The sequence below is a fragment of the Vibrio marisflavi CECT 7928 genome, assembly GCF_921294215.1.
In the GTDB taxonomy this organism is placed as follows: Bacteria; Pseudomonadota; Gammaproteobacteria; order Enterobacterales; family Vibrionaceae; genus Vibrio; species Vibrio marisflavi.
The window spans coordinates 493173-513181 of record NZ_CAKLDM010000001.1 but is presented as its reverse complement, the minus strand read 5'-3'; the positions used below and the strand labels follow the sequence as shown (position 1 = coordinate 513181).

Annotated in this window: 16 protein-coding genes and 4 tRNA genes; 8 read left to right on the top strand and 12 right to left on the bottom strand. The window is 42.3% G+C overall.

Annotation, left to right across the window (positions count from 1 at the left end; all coding sequences use genetic code 11):
* Positions 1-64: 64 nt before the first annotated feature.
* The 7 genes from L7A31_RS02335 to L7A31_RS02305 form a co-directional block, all read right to left on the bottom strand.
* Positions 65-1423, bottom strand: a complete 1359-nt coding sequence (locus tag L7A31_RS02335) for a hypothetical protein (RefSeq protein ID WP_237359880.1) — start codon at positions 1421-1423, stop codon at positions 65-67.
* A gap of 341 nt (positions 1424-1764) precedes the next feature.
* Positions 1765-1851, bottom strand: a tRNA-Leu gene (locus tag L7A31_RS02330).
* Between the two features lie 78 nt (positions 1852-1929).
* Positions 1930-2003 (bottom strand) — tRNA-Cys (locus tag L7A31_RS02325).
* Between the two features lie 34 nt (positions 2004-2037).
* Positions 2038-2124: transfer RNA gene (locus L7A31_RS02320), tRNA-Leu, on the bottom strand.
* 78 nt (positions 2125-2202) lie between these two features.
* Positions 2203-2276: transfer RNA gene (locus L7A31_RS02315), tRNA-Cys, on the bottom strand.
* Between the two features lie 150 nt (positions 2277-2426).
* Complete coding sequence (viaA, locus tag L7A31_RS02310) at positions 2427-3872, bottom strand: ATPase RavA stimulator ViaA (protein ID WP_237359879.1); 1446 nt, start codon at positions 3870-3872, stop codon at positions 2427-2429.
* Positions 3873-3879: 7 nt separating this feature from the next.
* Entirely contained in the window at positions 3880-5532 is a 1653-nt protein-coding gene (locus L7A31_RS02305) for an ATPase RavA domain-containing protein (protein ID WP_237359878.1), read from the bottom strand.
* Between the two features lie 264 nt (positions 5533-5796).
* Between L7A31_RS02305 and L7A31_RS02300 the strand changes: the two genes are divergently transcribed.
* The 8 genes from L7A31_RS02300 to L7A31_RS02265 all read left to right on the top strand — a co-directional run bounded on the left by L7A31_RS02300 (position 5797) and on the right by L7A31_RS02265 (position 14436).
* Entirely contained in the window at positions 5797-6312 is a 516-nt protein-coding gene (locus tag L7A31_RS02300) for an NUDIX hydrolase (RefSeq protein ID WP_237359876.1), read from the top strand.
* Positions 6313-6322: 10 nt separating this feature from the next.
* Positions 6323-7327, top strand: a complete 1005-nt coding sequence (gene ltaE / locus L7A31_RS02295) for a low-specificity L-threonine aldolase (protein WP_237359875.1) — start codon at positions 6323-6325, stop codon at positions 7325-7327.
* A 150-nt stretch (positions 7328-7477) separates the two neighbouring features.
* Positions 7478-8668 (top strand): glycoside hydrolase family 3 N-terminal domain-containing protein, encoded by a 1191-nt coding sequence (locus L7A31_RS02290; protein ID WP_237359873.1) that lies wholly within the window; start codon positions 7478-7480, stop codon positions 8666-8668.
* A 232-nt stretch (positions 8669-8900) separates the two neighbouring features.
* Positions 8901-9488 (top strand): outer membrane beta-barrel protein, encoded by a 588-nt coding sequence (locus tag L7A31_RS02285; RefSeq protein WP_237359872.1) that lies wholly within the window; start codon positions 8901-8903, stop codon positions 9486-9488.
* Between the two features lie 416 nt (positions 9489-9904).
* Positions 9905-10249, top strand: a complete 345-nt coding sequence (locus tag L7A31_RS02280) for a c-type cytochrome (RefSeq protein WP_435532870.1) — start codon at positions 9905-9907, stop codon at positions 10247-10249.
* Positions 10250-10259: 10 nt separating this feature from the next.
* Entirely contained in the window at positions 10260-11672 is a 1413-nt protein-coding gene (gene ccoN, locus L7A31_RS02275) for a cytochrome-c oxidase, cbb3-type subunit I (protein WP_237359870.1), read from the top strand.
* On the top strand, positions 11672-12283 hold the full coding sequence (locus L7A31_RS02270) for a cbb3-type cytochrome c oxidase subunit II (RefSeq protein ID WP_237359869.1): 612 nt from the start codon (positions 11672-11674) through the stop codon (positions 12281-12283). Before ccoN ends, L7A31_RS02270 begins: the two co-directional genes overlap by 1 nt.
* Positions 12280-14436: a c-type cytochrome gene (locus L7A31_RS02265; protein WP_237359868.1), complete on the top strand. Its 2157-nt coding sequence runs from the start codon at positions 12280-12282 to the stop codon at positions 14434-14436. The genes L7A31_RS02270 and L7A31_RS02265 overlap by 4 nt, the downstream gene beginning before the upstream one ends.
* A 66-nt stretch (positions 14437-14502) precedes the next feature.
* Here L7A31_RS02265 and L7A31_RS02260 read toward each other — a convergent pair whose 3' ends face one another.
* The 5 genes from L7A31_RS02260 to L7A31_RS02240 are packed head-to-tail and all read right to left on the bottom strand — an operon-like array spanning position 14503 to position 19983.
* A complete protein-coding gene (locus L7A31_RS02260) occupies positions 14503-15183 on the bottom strand; it encodes a response regulator (RefSeq protein WP_237359867.1) in 681 nt (226 codons plus the stop codon).
* A gap of 8 nt (positions 15184-15191) precedes the next feature.
* Positions 15192-16622, bottom strand: a complete 1431-nt coding sequence (locus tag L7A31_RS02255; RefSeq protein ID WP_237359866.1) for an ATP-binding protein — start codon at positions 16620-16622, stop codon at positions 15192-15194.
* Positions 16622-18376 (bottom strand): FAD-dependent oxidoreductase, encoded by a 1755-nt coding sequence (locus tag L7A31_RS02250; RefSeq protein ID WP_237359865.1) that lies wholly within the window; start codon positions 18374-18376, stop codon positions 16622-16624. The genes L7A31_RS02255 and L7A31_RS02250 overlap by 1 nt, the downstream gene beginning before the upstream one ends.
* Positions 18377-18378: 2 nt before the next feature.
* Positions 18379-18594 carry a 4Fe-4S dicluster domain-containing protein gene (locus L7A31_RS02245; RefSeq protein WP_237359864.1) on the bottom strand — a complete coding sequence of 72 codons (216 nt, stop codon included), beginning with the start codon at positions 18592-18594 and terminating at the stop codon, positions 18379-18381.
* Between the two features lie 9 nt (positions 18595-18603).
* Positions 18604-19983, bottom strand: coding sequence for a ferredoxin reductase family protein (locus L7A31_RS02240; protein WP_237359863.1), 1380 nt, complete (start codon positions 19981-19983; stop codon positions 18604-18606).
* Positions 19984-20009: the final 26 nt, after the last annotated feature.

Genomic DNA, 20009 nt, shown 5'->3' with positions numbered 1-20009 from the left:
AGTCGTAGGAACGTTTTCAAACGTTCCTACTAAACGGTGTAGCCTAGCCAGACTAGAAAGTCATCTAATAGTCGTAAAACGGCTTATTTTCATATATTAAAGTTGCATCGGCAAATACATTCATACGGTGCTTCCTATGATCAATAGGTTCGCCTACTCCTTTAGCAGCAAATTTGTCGTGCAAACAAGCAATATCATAGTGATGTCTATTTACATAACCCAGTTCTGAAAAGCGAAGTTTACTCAAGCCAGGAAAATCTTGGATAGATGCAGGGTTTCCATGATAATCAAAACTATGTTCGTTTTTTCGCTGCTTTGTTATTTGGATTCTATTCGAGGTTGTTTGGAAACGACCTTTGATTGTGTAGGTACTATTTTTCATTTTTTTGTAGTCTGGCATGAACTTCAAGATCATTTGATATAGTGTTAGTACATCATCAGTCGTATATTTAAGAGTGCCTCTAAGCCTTGATCCCCACCCAGTCAAAACTTTCTCTGCAAAATCCCTTGTAATTCTTCCAGGTTCATCATAAATATTCAGACCTTTAGATTGGCCATTTTGGTGGGCATTGCCAACCAAGGTCGCATGTTTTCCCGGCATTAAAGACGTGAACACTTTGGTATTGTGGTGCAGACGTGGCATTCGTGCACTGAAACCTGTAGATCTCTCATGCTGAGCATATAAACATACAACCATATTAACGTTTCGATTTAATGCATGATGGTTTTTAAAGTTATTCGATGCCCCGGGGACAGGATCACATGCAAAGATGTTGACTGGAATATGTCGTAGATCTGGATCAGCAAACATCCGATTTGCCAATTCAAAGCACGTCACTCCACCTCGACTCCAGCCGATCATATTTACTTTGGTAATAGGATTAGTGCTTCTTGCCTGTGCTAAATGTTTGTAGGCAAGAAATGATTCATTAACCATTTCTTGGCCTTTATGTTTCGCTTTCGCATCCCAATCTCTTCGCTTTTGTGTTCTCTCCCTACCAACATATGGTACTGAGAAACCAAAGATGTTTTTTGTACGCTTTCTTGCCTGATATTTGTTTCTACCCGTTGGTTTTGTCTCTGCGAGTTTTTCTTTTCCGTACTTCTTGGCCTGCTCTGGGGTAATGGCGCTATGAGAACTAAGGTCGCCCTTTATTACATTCATTACATGGTCTATGTTCTGGTTAATACCTTTACCGAAAGCGATTCCAGATAATGTTGAGTGGCTGTTTTTATTTGATAGCATCGTCAGCGAGTTCTTGTTTCCACTACCAACACCATCAACGACAAGATAGTCAATATAAGCTTCACCAATAGCATTTTTCCCCAAAGTCGAGATGAGCTCCCCTTTTACATAGTCTGGGTTTTTGTAATCATCGGAAGTTGAAGCAGTACCACAAAAAAATACTGTAAATACACTCATATACTGTCCCCTTATTGCAATCTTTTCAGGTTACTGACGTGAAGATCATAAGGTCGTTTTAACTTGGGTGGTTTTGTATAAGACCTTATATTCAACACCTTACACAGACAATAAGGCGCAGTATTAATAATATTTATTCAAATAAACATGATTGGGCAGAGTATCTAATTGTTAGAGTATTTAATTGAGAGATTGGTAAGTTCAAAGGTCAGTATTGTTAGGTATGACGCAGTGCTTGCTAAGTGGTTTTACTTAATATAGAGCTAAGGTGACTAGCGCCTTGAAATATAGAGGTTTTAATAAGAGCGGATTCTGCTTTATGACTGGATAGTCAATGGAGATGGTGCCCCGGGCCGGACTTGAACCGGCACAGCGCGAACGCCGAGGGATTTTAAATCCCTTGTGTCTACCAATTCCACCACCAGGGCACGCAAATTTCTTTGCGATGCTGTTAACGATTGAGTTAAGACACCATCTAAGTATCGTTTAAACGACACTTCAAATTGTGGAGGCGCGTCCCGGAGTCGAACCGAGGTCCACGGATTTGCAATCCGCTGCATAGCCACTCTGCCAACGCGCCAGAAATGTTTGCACTTAATCGTGCTAAGATGAGATGGTGCCCCGGGCCGGACTTGAACCGGCACAGCGCGAACGCCGAGGGATTTTAAATCCCTTGTGTCTACCAATTCCACCACCAGGGCACGCAAATTTCTTTGCGATGCTGTTAACGATTGAGTTAGACACCATCTAAATATCGCCTAATGCGATACTTCAAATCATGGAGGCGCGTCCCGGAGTCGAACCGAGGTCCACGGATTTGCAATCCGCTGCATAGCCACTCTGCCAACGCGCCTTCTTTTTCAACACGTTAGCTTCGTCAGCCCCCGTGTTCGCTGCATACTTTAATGATTAGAGACTCAGTGTCAAACAAAAAAGTAAATATTGCTTTCGTTTGCTGACATTTACACCAATATGATCAATCAATGTTCGAAAAACCCACCATTCACCACTTCTTTGTGATTCTACCCATTAAGGTTGGGTGATAAGACCAACAGTGATCGAACATTGAAATTAACTCTGGGTTGCCATATTTGGATAGACTAATCGCATGGAAGCGATTACTTTTTAGCTTTAATTGGTGCACTTGCTGCAAAATTTCATCTGGTTGCTTAGGAGCAATAAAGTCTGATACAACGACAAGATCAGCGTTTCGGTATTTTGCAGAGTGCATCAACTCAACAGATTTAATCATCACCGGTTCTAAATCTGTTCCACCATGAAAGCTATAGGTGAGGAAATCTCCTGCCTCACGCAGACCATCTTGCTTGGTAAGTTCATAAGTAATTTGCTCCGTTGAAAACAAAACCACGTAGCAATGCCTATCATCGGCAAGGGCAATTTGCATTAATGCATACGCTATAGCTTTGGCACATTGCTCGGGGAAGCCACTCATTGAACCCGAAGCATCTACACAAACAATAAATGGTCCCTTATCAATGTCTGCTTTCTTATTTTCAGGCTTGCTCGATTTCACTTTGCGCAGAGTGCGCGACTTCCCTTCCATGCGATAGTTCATTAAACGCTTATCAACTAAGTGCTTGTAGAAAATGACTTCTAGTTCAGGATAGGCCAAAAACATGGTTTCATTGGGTAACAGCTTATTGAGATCGTCACTAGGGTGAATACCCACTATATCATCAGTGGCTTCTTGCGATCTCTCTTCCACCATTTTGAGTTCTTCAGCCGGTGCAAGGTTTAAATCAGGGTCGTTAACCTCACTTGCCATTCGGCCAAGTTTTTCAGCTATTTCTTGTAGCCCTTTATGCTTACGAAGAAACTCAGCATGGCGTTTCATCACTTTTAAGTCAGTTTTGCTCAACTTGGCCGATGCCATATCCCAGAGTCGACCAATGCTTTTCTCATCCCCTGATTCAGAGACCTTATCCATATGTTTCATTGTTTCCATACGCTGATAAAGATCTTCCAGCACTTTCTCTTTGTTAGCTTCTATCTCAGCAATCTGGGATTCCTTAACTTCATTTGATAACGTTTTATACCACTGATCGCAAAAATAGCGCGGAAACATAGGGTTGTTTAAACTCGCGCTATCGTCCAGTAGCTTTACTGCCTGAGAGTGGAACGCGGAATGCCCTTCAAGTTGCTTGACAATACCGTGTATATCATGAAAAAAACGCTCTTCGTTCCAATAAATAACTTCCTGATAAAGCGCTAGTTCCTGTTGAAATTCTTGGGTTTCACTCACATGCGTGATACGAGACTTAATACTCACCTGCCAGTGTCGTAGATGCTTCTTTATTGAGGCCTTTACTCCCTGCCGCTCACTCATCATTGACACTTCTGAGCGGCCCATTAGATCGTAAACAGCAGCCTCAACAATGCCGGAGTCCGCAATAGAGACGATTAAATCTAAACCTTCTGCTCCCAGCATACGTCACCTATGAGAAAAACTGTTCAAGGTTTTTAAATCGGAAAATGGTCTTATCTGACGTAGCTTTTATCGATTCTAGTTGCTGCTGCAAATCCTGAATACTCGACTCAATCAACGTCAAGTAATCTGGCTCAATAAAATTATGTGGCAAGGCTTGATGGAATTTAAGTCTGGAACTCTTCAAGTGCTCTTCAGCTTTGTTCAATTTTTCAATCGCAGCTTCACCTTTATCAAGCCACTCACTATACACTTCGCTATCGAGCCCTTTGTTGTCAGCTAAAGCCAGCAAAATAGAACGATTAGCAATATCTTTAATCACTAGCCGATTCTTGGAGTCACTATCGAAACGAAGGCGGCATAAGTTACTATTTTTATTAACGTAACCATAAGCTTCACCTTGACCATCTTTGATCACTTTTTCTAGGTCTGCTTTAGCTATGTATATCCAACGGCTATCGCCTTTCTCTTTCTCGGAAACAGACATATTGCTTTGCAAAATAACCAATTTAATCAAGTTCGATGACTTACCAACATTGTGATACTTGGCATCCGTGAGGCTGTAATGATAGATATTTTTCTTAAGAATTCCTGATGTTGTTTCACTTGAAAGGCTCATGGCAAACTGCTCTTCAAGCTGCTGTTGAATCTCTTCTAGATCCTCACGAACATGCGCTATATTGATCTCCACTTCTTGCTGATCAAACGCGTACGTTAATGCGAAATCTCGAATAACGCCTCTAACGATATCTCGCGTTTCAGGACTGCTCCATAAACAGTCTTGTAGTAACAATAAATCCAACGGGTTGATACTGTCACGTCCATTAAAATAGGCACTGGCCTTCAAAAGCTTTGACGCCTTTTTCCATCGTCGGTCTGAGACATAAATATCTTCGATACCTACTTGCTTTTCTGACTCTTTCTCAAGCAAAGATTTCAGCTGATAGAGTTTTTCAAAAATGTCGTCCGCAAGCTTTAACTCATCTAATTCTTTTTGCCACTGATGATACTCTTCATCGGTTATCGCTAACCCTTCTGGAATATTCGCCTCTTGCGGAGTACCAACCGTCAGCATGGATTTAAAGTTCTGTTTATTTTGAATCCGATTGACGAAAACGCGCACTAACATTCGGTCGTACAACGCCTCCAAACCACTATCTTCGTCAGGTAACTCATTCGAAGCGGTAACCAATAAACGCATTGGTACTTTGAGTATGTCGTTACCATTTTTAAACGTTCTCTCATTTACAACAGTCAGCAAGGTATTCAAGATAGCTGGGCCTGCTTTCCAAATTTCATCGAGAAATACAACCTGAGCCGATGGCAAATAACCATCAGTTAATCGGACATAACGGCCGTTGTCTTTAAGCTCTTGGATACTCAATGGCCCAAACACCTCTTCCGGGGTAGAAAATCGAGTCATCAAATATTCAAAATAGCTCGAGCTATCAAAAGCTTGAATCAGCCTTTTCGCAATTAAACTTTTCGCGATGCCAGGAGGGCCAAGCAAAAACACACTCTCCCCCGTTAGAGCAGCAAGCAAGCAGAGTTTTATGGTACTTTCTTTTTCGTATACACCGTCTGCTAATGCGATGGCTAATTTGTCAATTCGTTCGGCAAGAAGCGCTTTTTGTGAGTGGGACGCTTTAGAAGGATTAATCATTGTTGCACTCCTTGGAATTGAATACTGATTGTTACTGCCATTAGTTCGTACATTTATTACCACTTGCTTCGGACAAGATTGTGGGCAGAATTATTCAACCCAATGCTCATATCAGCTGAAGTTAGTCACATCCGTGAATTTGAACTCATTTTACAACTTTCAATCAAAAGTCATAGCCGTTAAGGTATGCTCTACAACACGCTTTGAGCAGAACCTTTCAACGTTTGAACAATATTTAACCTCTAACGTCACTAAGAACTATATATGAGTATACTAATACACACATGGAAGCGTATCTCGTTGGTAGAAGACACCGTCACTCTCCCAAACAACAAGACGATATCGCACACCACTATCCATCATCCAGGTGCTGCTGTCATTTTACCCATAACTGAAAGCGGCGAGATTGTTTTAGTCAATCAATACCGTCCTTCTCTGCGTAAGTGGTTATATGAACTGCCAGCAGGAACAATCGAAGGCAGTGAAAGCTCAATCGAGTGTGCAAAGCGAGAGCTCAAAGAAGAAACAGGATACAGCGCCCGGAACTATACTGCACTTGGTCAGCTGACACCGATGGCTGGTCTCTGCGATGAAATACAGCATTTATTTGTTGCCACCCAGTTATCGAAACCCACTCAATTAGCTTGCGATGACGATGAAGTTATCGAAGTTGTGACAATGTCACTTAAACAAATTGAACAATCAATAATAGAAGACAAAATTACAGACGCAAAAACCATTGCGTGCCTAAGTAAAGCAAAGCTCTTAGGTTATATTTAAGGAGAATTTCATGGACTTTAGATCCGATACTGTAACTAAACCCAGCCAAGCAATGCGTGATGCCATGATCAATGCCGCCGTAGGTGATGATGTTTATGGTGATGACCCGACAGTCAACGAACTAGAACAATGGGCAGCGGAACGCCACGGCTTCGAAGCTGCACTGTACACTAGCTCAGGAACACAAGCGAACCTACTAGGCTTGATGGCTCATTGTGAGCGAGGTGATGAATACCTTTGCGGTCAACAAGCACACAACTATCTTTACGAAGCTGGTGGTGCAGCTGTACTTGGTTCAATCCAGCCTCAACCTATTGAGAACAATCCAGATGGAAGCCTCGATATTGCAAAGCTTAAAGCCGCGGTAAAGCCTGATGACAGCCATTTTGCTCGCACTAAATTGCTTAGCTTAGAGAACACCATTAATGGCAAAGTTCTACCATTGGAATACTTAGCAAGCGCCCGTCAATTTGTTGATGAATATGGTCTATCCATGCACTTAGATGGAGCGCGAGTTTACAATGCAGCCGTCGCTCTGGATATCGACGTACGAGAGATAGCAAAATACTTCGATTCAATGACTATCTGCTTATCTAAAGGGTTAGGCGCACCAATTGGCTCACTTTTGCTTGGTTCAAAAGAGTACATAGCGAAAGCTCGTCGACTACGCAAAATGGTTGGCGGCGGTATGCGTCAAGCAGGTATCTTAGCCGCAGCAGGTAAAATTGCTTTAACGGAGAATGTTGAGCAGCTTAAAGTCGACCACCAAAATGCGAAATATTTAGCGACTGAACTGGCGAAACTGCCTGGCTTTTCGGTAAAAGCTGAATATGTGCATACAAATATCGTCTTTGCCAAACTGGATGAATCTGTCGATATAAAAACGATTACCGCTAAACTTGCTGACGATGGCTTTACGGTTACAGCTAGCAACCCACTAAGACTTGTTACTCATCGTGATGTCACAAAACAACACATCGAACTATTGATAGAAAAGTTAAATAAATACATCTAGCGTTCATTCATTCCATATCTTATTGAACGTTTTTGCACGGTTGTTTGTTCGCATTCAACCGTTTTCACAAAAACGCTGACATTTTTCTTACGGCAGGATCACTTAATTCCTGTATCGTCGCGCTTCTATGTAGAGTTAAGAGATATCTATATGAAGCCTTCAACAGTAAATAAGAGAATAAATAAACTTAGCCTTAGCGTATTGTGTTCTGCGCTGTTCAGTATCAGCCCTGCCAGCTATGCTTCCTCCACTCAGGCTCCAACTCTAAAACAAGAAGTAGGACAGATGTTAATGGTAGGCTTATACGGAACCAAGATAAGTGCCGATTCGCCAATTGTTAAAGAGATGTCGGAATATGACATAGGCGGAATTATATTGTTCGATCACCAAGACGACAAAACAAGAAATATCGCGGATCCTAAGCAACTTAAACAGCTAACGAGCGACCTACAAACTTACGCTAGACAAACCGAATTACCACCGTTGTTAATTGGTATCGATCAAGAAGGTGGAATGATTTCAAACCTCAAAGAGAAAAAAGGATTCCGTTTCTTTTCAGACTTAAGTGAACAGCAGCTCGGTACTATGAACTTCCCACCCTACACGCAATACCAAGCATACACGCAAGGTGAGCTGATGAACGAGGAAGGTGTAAACTTGGATTTCGCGCCTGTTGTCGATCTGAATATCAACCCTGATAACCCTGCAATCGGAAAATATCAACGAAGCTTCGGAAAAGATGTTCCACTGGTTGTGAAAATGGCGAGAGCCGAAATTGATGGTTACCACAAAGCGGGAATTATGTGCACGTTAAAGCACTTCCCGGGCTTGGGTAGCGCATCTAGCAATACTGATTTTAACTCTGTCGACGTTACCAAAACTTGGTCACCGAAAGAGCTAGAGCCCTATCAACAATTAATTAATATCCCCGACCCATGTCAATTCATCATGGTCACGCACCTAATAAACAAAAAACTGGATAAAACTGGTCAACTGGCAAGCTTATCAAAACCCATTGTTACTGGGCTGCTGAGGAACAAGATTGGATTTAAAGGTCTAATCATCACTGACGATATGGATGCAAAAGCCATTGAGAACAAATATGATATGAGAGTAGCAGTACAAAAAGCAGTGCTTGCCGGAAACGACATTATCTTAGTCGGTGGGGTGATGGGTAACGACCCTTACAATATAGCCAAGACCGCTTACACGGCAATTTATGACCTTGCTAAATCTTCACCGGAAGCGAGAAAGCTAGTAGATGCTGACTATCAGAAAATCATCTCGGTTAAACGTGACCATTTTCATCAAACAAAAAAACACCAGAATATAAAAAGTTAGTCAATAACACACTTCTAATATAATCAATAAACTGTACGTCAATTCTGTTAGCTTATTTATTAAGTAATAGGCTATCAGAGATACAAGCCAATATACATTATTATAAATAGTAATATCTTTATTCATTTACTTTATTCAGAACAAAAATAAAATCTCACACAAATTATAATGTTATCAGTTATATTTTTTGATTATTTTTATTTTAAAAACATAGAGTTGAATAGAGAATCATATGAAATTACGTAGTTTAAAAAATGTTATAGCACTTACTGCTTTACTTGCATCTACAGGTGCTTTTGCTGGCAACTTTTATGCAGAAGGTGGTGCTGGTGGCAATATCCAGCAAGTTGGCGGTGGTGGCGAGGACACAGGCCTATTTGAAGGAGCTGCGTCCGCAAGGCTAGCTGGCGGTTACGAACAAGCAATTGATGATAACTGGAAGTTTGGCGGTGAGCTAGGCTACAACTATTTTGGCAATGCAGAATACCTAGGAGGGATTGTACTTAAGTCTTCTGCAATTGACTTATCGGGTGTAGGTAGCTACCAAATTACGAATAAGTTGTCCGTGTTTGCAAAAGGTGGTGTCGCATATATGATGTTGAAAGCACAAGGCATAAATGGTTTTGAAATCATTGGAAATAATACAGCACACGATGTCTCTCCATTAGTAGGACTAGGAATAAACTACGCTGTAACTGATACCTTTAGCCTGGGTACGTCAGCAACATATTATTGGGGTGCTCCAACCGGCGACTCAGCGGACCATGCTGCTCCTGCAGTCGCTAACTTCCTAGTAAATGCTCGATATACTTTTAAATAATATCAACATGTAAAGATAATTGGGATCAGATTAAATCAAACATTAGCAGGGATGCTATTTCTTACTGTCCATATACGTAAAATAGATCGCTTTGTTTTAAATTTAATTCAGGTAAAGATTAGACTTAAATGCCAACAGTTATTCTATCTAATCCATATTCTCAATTCCATTTCTTCTAGTATTTCAAAATTATACAAACTCGCAGTAACAGGCTAGTGCCTGTACCTTCTATACCTACACTTTGATCGCTGACCTATCATTTTTCGCTCAAGCAACAGAGAGAAAATGACAGTTCAACCCCTAAGAAAATAGTGTCATAGCTCGAATGAAAGATACAAGAATTGGTGTTTTTTATATAACAATTTTAAGACATTGATACTACGCTATATTGAAGTGAAATTATATTGGTCATGGCTATGAGTGCAAAATTCTACTGGATCCCTACTTTCTTTACTTCAGCTCTGTTGCTTTCTTCTAGCACTTTTGCAGAGAGTGCTGACAAATTCGAACTCGGCAAACAAAAAGCGAAGGTTTGCATGACATGCCATGGTGAGAATGGCATTTCCACCTTAGACCCATACCCTAACCTTCGTGGACAGAAATACGGTTACCTAGTGTCAGCACTCAAGGATTACAAAGCAAGAGATAGGACTAGTGGCTTAGCAATTTTAATGCAGCAGCAAGCCGAGAACCTCAGTGATCAGGATATGGAAGACATCGCCTACTACTACTCAAATTTAGGTAAAGACTCGAACAAATAAGGAATACAGCATGAACAACACCGACGCGCAATATAGCCTTAAAGTGGTGAAGTATTTTGTTGTAGCCGCTGTTATTTGGGCTGTTGCAGGCATGACTATTGGTGCAATACTCGCTGCACAACTGTATTGGCCCGCACTCAACTTTGATTCAGAATATTTTCAGTTTGGCAGACTACGTCCACTTCATACATCCGGCGTCATTTATGGCTTTGTCGGTAATATGCTAATGGGGGCTTCTCTCTATATTGTACAACGCTCGTGCCAGTGTGGGCTATTCAATAAAAGCCTTGCATGGATGGTCTTTTGGGGTTGGCAGCTGATCCTATGGTTAGCGTTGATTACACTTCCACTTGGATACACCACTTCAAAAGAATATGCTGAGCTTGAGTGGCCGATCGATATTCTAATTGCTCTTGTTTGGGTTCTGTACGCTGTACTCTTTTTTGGCACTATCGCTAAACGCAAAGTTCAACACATTTTTGTCGCAAACTGGTTTTTCGCCGCATTTATTATCGTCATTGCACTGATATTTGTTATTAACAATCTCGAAATTCCGGTGACACTGACCAAATCATACTCTATATATGCAGGAGCAAACGATGCGATTGTCCAGTGGTGGTGGGGACACAATGCCGTTGGTTTCATGTTAACCGCAGGTGTAATAGGCATGAACTATTACTTTATTCCGAAAGCTGCTGACCGCCCTATCTACTCGTATCGGCTATCCATAATAAACTTTTGGGGATTGATCGGATTCTACACATGGGCAGGAACGCACCATCTACTCTATTCGTCAGTACCAGTTTGGGTTCAGAATATCGGTATGATCATGTCCTTAATTCTTTGGCTCCCTTCTTGGGCTGGCGCGTTCAACATTGGCATGACGCTTCTTCAAAATAAGCCGAAGTTGAAATCCGACTACATTCTGATGTTTTTCTTTTCCGCCGTGATCTATTACTGCTTAGCTACATTTGAAGGGCCTTTACTTGCGATCCGCTGGTTTAACATGCTTGCGCACAATACCGAATGGGTCATCGGGCACGTCCATTCCGGAGCTCTTGGCTGGGTTGCCCTGTCTGGTATAGCGACATTCTATTACTTCATCCCCAAACTTTGGGGTAAAGAAAAACTCTGGTCCACCCGACTGCTTAAGTGGCACTTTTGGATGGCTCACATTGGCATTGCCTTCTACGCCATATCGCTATGGGTGGCTGGCATCGGTGAAGGCTATATGTGGCTCGCACAACACGAAAATGGCGAATTGAAATATAGCTTTATCGAAGTACTCGACTTCAAGGCTCCATGGTTGTTGTTACGTTTTATTGGCGGCTCTATTTTTGTCGCAGGTATGCTGCTTATGGTAACCAACTTATACAAAACTATTCGGACACCAAACCCACTCCTTGAGAAGGAGGCTGCGTAATGAGCAAAGATTTCACACACTCCGTTGTCATACTGATTATTTCGATTGTTGTTGTATCTGCAATGTCTCTGCTCGTCTGGGTTGTTCCAAATGTGCTTACATCCTCTGATTTAAAGAAGGACAGTTTAGCAAAACGACTCACACCTTTGCAGCTAGCTGGCCGCGACGTATACATTAGCGAAGGCTGCCATGTATGCCATACCCAATTAGTGAGGCCGCTCGAACCTGAAATAAAGCGCAGCGGTAGAGCCAACAAAGAATCTGATGATATATACGAGCACCCGTTTTTGTGGGGTTCTAAACGAACAGGACCAGATCTTACCAATGTCGGTCTGAAGTATTCTGATGAATGGCACATTTATCACCTTATAAACCCTAGAAATGTTGTCCCGAGTTCGATAATGCCTTCTTACCCATGGTTGTTTGAACAAACACTTAGTGGTGAAGACATAGGTAAAAAGATGGAAGTCTTACAATTCTTAGGAGTTCCTTATACCCAAGCTGAAATATCCGACGCACGGCTCGAAGTTAGAGGCAAAACAAAAGGGGAAGCTTTAGTGAGCTACTTGCAAAGCTTAGGTGTAGACACATCAATGGAGGTGTTGAAATGAATACTTTCTGGCACCTTTGGGTATTTATACTTACCACAGCTTTCTTCGTACTGATGTTTTATGTCATTTTCAAGTATTGGCGCTCTAATAAGACAGCCAACGAAGAAAAAGTTCTTGATACATTTGATAATATTGAAGAGCGCGATGCACCAGCTCCTAAGTTCCTATTTACCGCGTATTTTATCGCTTTTGTCATGTCTATCATCTATCTGGTTCTGTATCCGGGATACGGTGATTGGTCAGGGCTGCTCGATTGGAAACAAAGTGACGACAAACTCAGTAGCCCTGTTACCACTTTAGATAAACAAATGTCGACGATTAGCGACTATTCGCTGGTCAACTTAGCCGGATACGAGGAAGTGGTTCAGTCTGGTGAAATTTTATTTCAAACCCATTGTGCTGCTTGCCACAGAAGTAATGCGCAAGGGCAAACCAATTTCCCCAATTTAATTGACAATCACTGGCTTTACGGCGGTACCGACGAAGCTATTCTGACCTCAATTAAAGATGGCCGAAATGGTGTTATGCCCGGATGGAAAGGCATATTAACTCAAGAACAAATTCAGGATATTTCCTATCACATCACGTCCCTTAATGGCCGAAACAGTGATGCGCCAGCAGTTAAACTCAAAATTGGCGAGTCTTTATTTGGGCAATATTGTTCAAGTTGTCATGGTGACGGCAAACAAGGTAACCCACTTATTGGTGCACCAAATCTCTCTAATTCGATATGGTTGCATGGCGGTAGCCTTGGAGAGATTCAAACTACAATTTCGTTTGGATTAAACAGTGTAATGCCGTCTTTTAAAGACAAACTCACGCAAAACCAAATTCTTGCGGTGGCGGCATTTATTACTCGTTCGCGGTTAAGCTACGACACGAAATTAGCCAAGCTCAATAAAACCTCTGTCAAACGTGGTGAATATCTAGCTCAAGCTGGTGATTGTATTGCATGTCATAGCGCGATCGGTGGAGAACCTTTCGCAGGCGGCCTGCCTTTCGTTACGCCATTCGGTACCGTCTATTCCACCAATATTACCCCACATGTTGATGAAGGTATTGGGTCATACAATTTCGAAGAGTTCAAAGACGTACTCGTAAGTGGTAAAGGCAAACACGGCTACTTGTATCCCGCTATGCCTTACACATCTTATCAGTACGTTAAAGACAGCGATATGCATGCATTATGGGACTATTTGCAATCTATCATCGCGGTGCCGCGCAGAAATGATGAAAACAAGATGATCTTCCCATCCAACATTCGATTAGGCCTACTTGGTTGGGATCTGGTTTTCATGGACAAAACCCCACTCAGCTATGAAGTACCTGCCAACCTCAAATCATCTATTGATGACGTAGAGAAATGGCAAAAAGGTAAATATTGGGTGATGGGACTAGGACACTGTAGCGAATGCCATACCCCACGTAACTTTGCCCAAGCACTGGAAACAGATCGAATTTTCCAAGGGAACCTCATTGATGGATGGAATGCGCCTGCAATTGACGCAAACGAGTTATTTATTGATGGTTGGGATTTGAAATCATTGACAGATTTTCTCAACACTGGTGATTCATCTAAAGGAACCGCATTTGCTGGTATGGCCGACGTTGTTAAAAACAGCCTCAGCCACATGACTCGTGATGATGTCGAAAGTATCGCCTACTACCTATTAAAAGGTGATGAGGGAAATACGATAAGTCCTGATGCGGTCAAGTTATCGCCAACCGGTTTTACTAAGCAAGCGCTGACATCAGAAACTTATAAGCTCTTTAGTGACACCTGTGGCGCTTGTCATGGTAAAGACGGTAAAGGACGAGAAGGCATTGCACCGACGCTTTTACACAACGGTATTATCATGCACAGTGATCCGTTCAATACTATTGCTGTCACCGTTCGTGGCCTTTCGCCAAGCTACATAGACGAGCAGACAGATTACATGCCGATGGCTAGTTTTGCAGAAATTCTCTCTGATCAAGAGCTAGCAGGCCTAATTAGCTTCGTGCGTCACTATTTAGGCGATAGAAAAGAAGCCGTAACAGCAGAGCAAGTCACTCATGTAAGAAAACTGCTGGAAAAAGCGGGATATACTGGCGGTTTGCACACTACCCCACAAATGTACATCAACCGAGACCCCGATATTGATATCGAGTAGAGCTATCATTTTTTGTTAGTGGAAAAGAAGGCCGAGTTTCGGCCTTCTTTTTAAAGTTAGTAATAACTACAACTCAAACCTATACCCCACCCCATAGATGGATTTAATGCAATCACAGTCAGGTTCAATTACCTGGATCTTCTTACGTAGGTTTTTAATATGACTATCGACGGTTCTGTCTGTCACGATGCGGCCGTCGCTATAGATATTGTCCATGAGCTGTTCACGGCTAAGCACTTTACCTGAGAGCCTAACTAAATGATTTAGCAACTTAAACTCGGCTGGCGTTAGTGGCAAAGACTGATCGTTAAACTTGGCGATCATTGCTTTCTCATCAATGCAAAACTTGTCTTTCACGCTATCCTGCGCGTCAACACCTGACTTTAACGTACGTCTAAGTACATTTTTAACCCTAGCAACCACCTCTCTCGGGCTATAGGGCTTACATATGTAGTCATCCGCACCTAGCTCCAAACCTAGCAAACGATCAATTTCATCCACTTTAGCGGTTGCCATCATAACTGGAACATCACTAAATGTTCTCAGCTCTCGAAAGATATCCAGTCCATCTCTTTCTGGTAACATCAAATCTAGTATCACTAAATCCGTTTGGTTTTTGCGAATCCAAGATATAACCTCCTCACCACTAAATATCAGATGGCATTCAAAACCAGCATGCTTAAGATAATCGGCTAAGATAGCTGCTAGAGTTTGTTCGTCTTCAACGATGAGTATTTTGCTCGCCAATGTTACACCTACTTTTGAATTGGAAAAGTGACTTCAATTTTTAGCCCACCTAGATCGGAATGCTTCGCGATAATACTGCCTTTGTGAGCCTTAACAATGTTTTGGCATATCGACAATCCCAAACCGCTGCCACCAAACGCTCTACTTCGAGACTTATCCACTCGATACAATCGATCAAATAGCTTTGTTAGTGATTCGTTCGGAACTCCGGGACTACTGTCTTCCACAGCGACAACGAAAAACTTCGAGTCTTTTGTCACTGTTACTCTAACCGTACCACCAGCATCAGTATAGCGATAGCTATTTTCCATTAAGTTAAAAAACAATTGGTTAAGTAACTTTTCATCTGACGTTACAATACACTCTCCTTTGATAGATAAGTCACTCACTATCTCAATGTTTTTCTCTTCGAACCTAAGTCTATACCTTGTCAGCAGTTGATTAATCACCCTTTTTAAATCTACTGAATCTGACAGATCCTGAGATATTCCTGTATCGGACAACGACAGCTGATATAGATCATCAACAAGTTTACTTAGATTAAGCACTTGGTCATGCAAAGAATGAATAACTTCTGGCGTTGGTTTTCGAATGCCATCCTCTACCGCTTCTATCTCTGCTCTTAGCACAGTAATTGGTGTTCGTAATTCATGAGAAATATCCGATATCCATTGCTCACGAGTTTCTTTTTGCTGTTTTAATACAAAGGCAAGCTGATTAAATTTTTCTGATAGATCAGCGAGCTCATCGTTACCAACAACCTCTACCTGATGATCATAATCACCACTTGTCAACGCCTTTGCTCCATCTTGAAGTGAGGTCAACGGTTTCAAAAACCGTCCTAATAATGCTGCCGCCACAAGAAATGAAGAGATCGCCGCAAAAAAGCTGATCCAATAGATATTCGACTGCTGCTGTAAATAAAAGCTATTGGCCAACTCATCGTTAATTACTGGGCTCTGTGTCACGCTAAGCCTACCAACGACTTTGTTCTCTACTAATATATCCACTTGCACTTCTTGCAAAGGCCGCTCGGGAAACCTTTCTCCTCTAGGTCTACCCTCTATAATCTTGCCAGAATCACTGTATAAGGCGACACGAAAGCTTAGCGGATCAATACCGTGTTGTGTTCGTAAGGGTTTGTCGCGAAGTGGCTCTTCCCGACGTGGTGGAGGCGGTGGAATCTCTCCAATTTGGCGAAACAGCTTGTCCCACAATCTAGGCTCAAGTTTAAGTGCCTGCCAACCCGTGTCCGGCGAATAATACTGCGCTAACAGCTTTGCCAGTTGATTAACTTTGTTGAGTTCATTCTGGTTGAGGTAGTCTTGCAGTCCATGCTTGAAGCTGCGGTTTATCTGAATTGTCATCACTGACATCACAACCGCACTTAACAGTAGCAAAGAAAAAAAGAACTTCTTAAATATTGTTATTCGTATCATTAGCTAAACTTCGGCCAAAGGTTGAAAGGTTGTTTTTCTAGCACCATTTCACCTGAGTCATCCTTCTGAATATTTATCCAAGCCTGCCAATTTTCGCGGTCGATGCTCGGATAATCAAGTCGATAATGGCTACAACGGCTTTCCTTGCGCATCATAGATGCTTTCAATTTCATCTGTGCATTTGCAATCATATTTTCTGTTTCATGTGCGAGACGCAATTTATGCAGATCATCAGCAAGCAACATAGGGACGTGATGTTCTTGCAGCTCCTCCACATATGCCAATGCACCTTGTAGCATTCGTTCCTTTTTAATATATAACACAAAGTTAGGAAACATGACTCCTTGTAGTACTTGTGTAACCCACGCCGGGCTATAGCCTCTTTCGCGTTTCAGAGGGGCCAAAATCTCGCTTTCAATCTGCTTTAACTTAGCAACAGATATACTTGCATGTTTCAGCTCCTTGCTTGCTTTTGCCGCTGCCTCACCAGCAAATGTACCCTGCACAGCAGACCCAGCTAAAGAGCCCCCGACTTGCGTATAGATACCACCTGACATATATGAGCCGAGTGCATCTCCAGCAGCATACAGGCCCGGGATCGTACTTAAACCTGTCTCATCAACAGGCACTATGCCTTCAGATTTGTGGATTGCCATTCCTGCTGTGGATCCACCAACAATTTCACCCTGTGGTCCCGGCGGCCCACCGTCAGCTTTATTGAAAATAGACAAAATACCGCCGCGCTCTGGCTGCGCAGATGGCGGCCCTTTTCTTTGAAACTCCGAAGGTGTATATGGCCCTTTAATATTGGTTTGAGTTGGGGCAGAATGCGAGCTGCTCCCGGGAGGACCCATTTCCACAGGAGGACCTTGCGTATAAGCTTGAAAGTTTAAGTCGACACCCAAGTCATGATGCACTTCAGCTGAAGTGATCGATGGTTTTTCTTCAACCTGACCACGCCAATTTGAATAACAGTCTCCAGAATTTTTCGCCGACCCCGGATGCCCATCATTCCATTCTTTACCGGTGACCTTAGCGCCAATTTTATACGCCATGATTGTTCCATCATGGGTGACATCGCAAAGAGGGAAACCACTAGACTTAAAGCCACCAGATCCGGTGCAGAGTACTACCGTTTTTGCTCTATAGTGATAAAGTTTGTTTTCATCTAAGCTAAATCCAGATGCGCCAGCTATGTGGCCATTCTCTTTCGTCAAGTGAGTGATCATCACTCGTTCATGAGGCCGAATGTTTCGCTCTTTTAGCGGAGTATTAAATGCTTTGTGATAAATAGGCGATTCGAAAAATCCCCACGATTTCAACTCTTGAACCCGATCGTACGAGTGCTCTGCTAATTGACGAGTAAAAACCGGATTATTGGTATCGATCGCAGAATCAGAGACCTTTTTTACAAACTCGTCTATCGTCATGTCAGCATTGGATTTGTCGTAGCAGAAAATACCTTTGGCAAATGGTGTCAAACCAGATGAACCCACTCGCCCTTTTGAAACCATTAACACTGATGCACCTGCATCATGAGCTTTTATCGCAGCAAAAAGCGCCGCCATTCCTCCACCGATCACCAATACATCAGCTTGCAGATCTTCAGAATCAAAGTCACTTGGCTTAATAGTCGACTTATTTTCACTTACTGGGATCTCAAATGACATCGCACTTAACGCTGCAATACCAAGAGCTGCACCTCCAGCTACACCAAGAAATTTACGGCGTGACATACCTAAATTATCTTTCATCTCTACCTCCAAGAAACCATAACGGGAATTGTCTTCTCTGACGTAAAAGTAATCGCTCCAACGGGGCAGTACAGTGCGCACAAGTGGCATATTTGGCAATCTTCGGGGTAAGCAATAACTGCCATATTTTTATCGCTATCAAAACGAATTACGTCAGTTGGGCAACTAAGAACACATTCTTTGCAGCCAATACAACCGCTAATTTGATGAATAGCCATATCAAACTCCTAAAACGCTAGTTTTTCAAAATGGATCTGGTTGGGTGAAACATCCATGCAACGCAAATTCTCATTGACGGCGCTTACCATTGCTTTTGAGCCGCACACATAAAAGCTCCAGTTGTCTTTAAGTGAAGGGACAAAGCCTTTGGATAAGCACGTCATATCAATCGGACCTCGATAGATGTCTTGACCTTCACCGCCATCCATACAGACAACCAATTGAGAGAAATTTTTCAGCTTTGACTCCAAATGCTTGATTTCTTCTTGGAAGACAAACTGATCATAATGATGATTGCCATAAATTAAACGAATCGGCCTAGGGTCATTGGTACAAGCAAATTCACGCAATAAAGAAAGCATTGGACCGATCCCGCTGCCTCCAGCTATTAGCGTAACGCCTATACTATCGATGCTTTCCTGACTCGTTAGACTTCCATAGGGCCCATCTACATACACTTTTTGGCCAACTTCTAGCTGTCCCAGTTTAGATGTGTAATCACCGAGATTACGAATAATGAAAGATACGTATGGCAAATCTTTTTGAATTGTTGCAATAGAGAACGGATGGTCATTTACGACTTTTGCAGGATCGTCACTATTGAGCCATACAAACTGTCCTGCTTCGAAGTTGAAGCGACAGTTGTTTGGCACCTTCAATGTCATAAGCCAATCACTCGTACTAATTTTGCATATATCATTGAGTACAAAGGGACGTGACTTCAACTTGCTCGGTTTAACAAAGTAGTTGTATCCAACAAGACCTATCGAAATCGCTGCTAACCCCCACCAGAAAGCGTTAAACAGCACTTGAGATTGTGCATATATACCTACCGATGTAACATGCAGCGTTGCAAGTATAGCGATAAGAACAAACCCAACAGTATGTGTTAACCTCCAAGTCTCGTAACGCATAGCTAAGCGCTCTTTGTACACTGATATCAATACCCAAGCGAGCAAAAGCACCCATGCAAAAATACCGGTCAACATTTGCGGAGAAGTAAGTGTCTGTATGGTGCTTTGTACACCTTGCTGCCAAGACATCGCAAACTTAGGTGCGAGAATCAAAGCGGGGTGTAATAGAAAGACAACACCGATCCACTTTCCAGCAGTCTTATGTTGAGAAATACTCCAATTAATATTGGAGAATAGGGATACGTTCTTGATTCTACTCGCGAGTGGAAATTGCACTAGAAAAGCAGCCATTGCCAAAAAGTTCACTACAGTCACGAATGCTACGTACCAGCCTTTATAGTCAACCTTCACCCAATATGTTGCGATGTAAGGGAGCAGCAAGATTAAGCAGTAGCCGACCATTCTGTTGATCGGTGACTGAAGGAACCTTTGCTTCTTTGCCGCAGACGAAGGCGACGCCAATTGAATTGTCATACGTTACTCCAAAGATGTTCATCAAC

Bases quoted from the DNA above. Each gene is read 5' to 3' on its own strand.
- L7A31_RS02250 (WP_237359865.1), bottom strand. From the start codon at position 18,376: ATGAAAGATAATTTAGGTATGTCACGCCGTAAATTTCTTGGTGTAGCT.
- L7A31_RS02240 (WP_237359863.1), bottom strand. From the start codon at position 19,983: ATGACAATTCAATTGGCGTCGCCTTCGTCTGCGGCAAAGAAGCAAAGG.
- L7A31_RS02305 (WP_237359878.1), bottom strand. From the start codon at position 5,532: ATGATTAATCCTTCTAAAGCGTCCCACTCACAAAAAGCGCTTCTTGCC.
- L7A31_RS02245 (WP_237359864.1), bottom strand. From the start codon at position 18,594: ATGGCTATTCATCAAATTAGCGGTTGTATTGGCTGCAAAGAATGTGTT.
- L7A31_RS02335 (WP_237359880.1), bottom strand. From the start codon at position 1,423: ATGAGTGTATTTACAGTATTTTTTTGTGGTACTGCTTCAACTTCCGAT.
- L7A31_RS02285 (WP_237359872.1), top strand. From the start codon at position 8,901: ATGAAATTACGTAGTTTAAAAAATGTTATAGCACTTACTGCTTTACTT.
- L7A31_RS02265 (WP_237359868.1), top strand. From the start codon at position 12,280: ATGAATACTTTCTGGCACCTTTGGGTATTTATACTTACCACAGCTTTC.
- L7A31_RS02280 (WP_435532870.1), top strand. From the start codon at position 9,905: ATGAGTGCAAAATTCTACTGGATCCCTACTTTCTTTACTTCAGCTCTG.
- L7A31_RS02270 (WP_237359869.1), top strand. From the start codon at position 11,672: ATGAGCAAAGATTTCACACACTCCGTTGTCATACTGATTATTTCGATT.
- ltaE (WP_237359875.1), top strand. From the start codon at position 6,323: ATGGACTTTAGATCCGATACTGTAACTAAACCCAGCCAAGCAATGCGT.
- ccoN (WP_237359870.1), top strand. From the start codon at position 10,260: ATGAACAACACCGACGCGCAATATAGCCTTAAAGTGGTGAAGTATTTT.
- L7A31_RS02300 (WP_237359876.1), top strand. From the start codon at position 5,797: ATGAGTATACTAATACACACATGGAAGCGTATCTCGTTGGTAGAAGAC.
- L7A31_RS02290 (WP_237359873.1), top strand. From the start codon at position 7,478: ATGAAGCCTTCAACAGTAAATAAGAGAATAAATAAACTTAGCCTTAGC.
- viaA (WP_237359879.1), bottom strand. From the start codon at position 3,872: ATGCTGGGAGCAGAAGGTTTAGATTTAATCGTCTCTATTGCGGACTCC.
- L7A31_RS02255 (WP_237359866.1), bottom strand. From the start codon at position 16,622: ATGATACGAATAACAATATTTAAGAAGTTCTTTTTTTCTTTGCTACTG.